The organism is Novosphingobium aquiterrae (assembly GCF_042434435.1).
In the GTDB taxonomy this organism is placed as follows: Bacteria; Pseudomonadota; Alphaproteobacteria; order Sphingomonadales; family Sphingomonadaceae; genus Novosphingobium; species Novosphingobium aquiterrae.
Genome location: NZ_JBHLTL010000009.1, coordinates 1 through 1,759 on the forward strand (window position 1 = coordinate 1; position 1,759 = coordinate 1,759).

Consider the following 1,759-nt stretch of genomic DNA (forward strand, 5'->3'; position numbering starts at 1 on the left):
GCGCTTGCAACACCGCAAGCTGGCCGCATAACATCAACCCCCAAACGAGGCCCGCACTCCGCTGATCTACGCCGCGAGTTGTGCCGAATGTTCTGACGACGGACAATTAGATGATCGGGGCATGACATTTGCAGGGAACTATTCCGCGACCAACGTCAATGCTGGCGCGCTAGCTGTTGCGTCTAACTGGGTCGCGGGTTTGCTGACCGGAACCGCCGGAACTACGTTCGCGATCCTTGCTGTGGCTGGGATCGGGCTCGCGATGTTGCAAGGGCGCGTCGCCGTGTGCGACGGTTTTCGCGTAGTTGCTGGCTGCTTCATTCTGTTCGGTGCGCCCGCCATCGCACGAGAACTGCTGGGCCTTGCGAGTTGGAATGCCGGGCCTGCGGTGTTCGAGGTGGAAGTAGCGCCTTCGCCGCCGCCAATTTCGTTACCTAGCCCACCGCAGCGCAATCGCGATCCGTATGCAGGGGCGTCCGTGCCGCAATAGTTTCGCTTCAGGGCGGCGGGGCATTACCCGAACCTGTGGTTTTCACATTGGTTCGGTTGTCTGCCTTGTCGTGGGAGTAGTTGGTGGTCACGCCGTTGTTGACCGTGCCGGTGCGCTCGACCTTTACCATGCGGCCCTTGGCGTCATAGGTGTACTTGATCGTCTCGGTGGCATGCGCAGGGCTTGCTAAAAGATTTGCGCCGGTAAACATTGCTGCGATGGTTAGACGCATGAAAAATTCCTCCAACCTTCAAATCAAGATATCCATTTTAATACGCGAGGTAATCAGAACTAATTCCTCTCTATATTAAACAGTAGTAACAAATATGACCAGATAGATTCCTGATTACTTCCATCAAAAAAACTTATTGAATGCTTTCAATTCAACATCGCTCAAATTCATTTCAGAAATTTCTGATAATATATTTTGAGCTCTAAATCTATCGCTTTTAAGTATTACTTCATATAGCGCCGACAAGGAAATTATAGATGATAATCTAACCAATACTGACTTTGATTTCTTCAAAATTCTCAAAATTGATTCAGTAGAATCAACATCTATAAAACGAACTCCAAGACGCAATATTGATATTTCCAATAAATCGTCATCATTTTCTTCAAGATTTTTTCTCAAAATTCGTAAAATGTCCGGATTTTTTGAAACATCTTTCTTATCTAGTTCGTAGGTCAGTCTTACACGATCACTCAGACTTCCAAACTCAAGTTCATGTATGTCAATCATCTACGCCATCCATTGTTTCTTGCATTCTGTTAGCAAGTCTATTCGCATACCCCGCCATTGCTAATAGTTTAAATCTGTCAGACATATCGATTTTTTTTGTGTAATAGACCACTTTACAAAATCCGCAGACCTATTGCGTAAACCTTCGACGCTATCAAACATCTCTCTGATATGGTTTTTTCCGGTATCCATTCCGCTTGTTTCTCGCGCAACTCCAAGAAAATCCTTATACTGCCCGGCATTAGTCCCTATAGCCACGACACTATTCACCGATCTCTGCAAATTTTCTGATAGGCCCATACTTTGAGCTATTTGTTTGGCACCTCGAGTTTCGATAGCTGTTTTGACTGCTCGTCCGGCCGCCGTAATCTGACGGTCTGGGTCTCTTATTGTAGCACTTACCTTTTTCGCCTCGTGCGCAATGTCCGTCGTCAGAACATTCGGCACAACTCGCGGCGTAGATCAGCGGAGTGCGGGCCTCGTTTGGGGGTTGATGTTATGCGGCCAGCTTGCGGTGTTGCAAGCGC

General features: G+C 47.7%; 3 protein-coding genes. 1 reads left to right on the top strand and 2 read right to left on the bottom strand.

Going from position 1 to position 1,759, the window contains the following annotated elements; genetic code table 11:
• Window positions 1-121: 121 nt before the first annotated feature.
• Entirely contained in the window at window positions 122-490 is a 369-nt protein-coding gene (locus ACFFF7_RS13390) for a TrbC/VirB2 family protein (RefSeq protein WP_379481868.1), read from the top strand.
• A 7-nt stretch (window positions 491-497) separates the two neighbouring features.
• Here ACFFF7_RS13390 and ACFFF7_RS13395 read toward each other — a convergent pair whose 3' ends face one another.
• Window positions 498-722 (bottom strand): hypothetical protein, encoded by a 225-nt coding sequence (locus ACFFF7_RS13395; protein ID WP_379481869.1) that lies wholly within the window; start codon window positions 720-722, stop codon window positions 498-500.
• 123 nt (window positions 723-845) lie between these two features.
• Window positions 846-1,232: a hypothetical protein gene (locus tag ACFFF7_RS13400; RefSeq protein WP_379481870.1), complete on the bottom strand. Its 387-nt coding sequence runs from the start codon at window positions 1,230-1,232 to the stop codon at window positions 846-848.
• Between the last annotated feature and the right edge of the window lie 527 nt (window positions 1,233-1,759).

Coding starts and splice junctions, on each gene's coding strand:
- ACFFF7_RS13390 (WP_379481868.1), top strand. CDS start 122: ATGACATTTGCAGGGAACTATTCCGCGACCAACGTCAATGCTGGCGCG.
- ACFFF7_RS13395 (WP_379481869.1), bottom strand. CDS start 722: ATGCGTCTAACCATCGCAGCAATGTTTACCGGCGCAAATCTTTTAGCA.
- ACFFF7_RS13400 (WP_379481870.1), bottom strand. CDS start 1,232: ATGATTGACATACATGAACTTGAGTTTGGAAGTCTGAGTGATCGTGTA.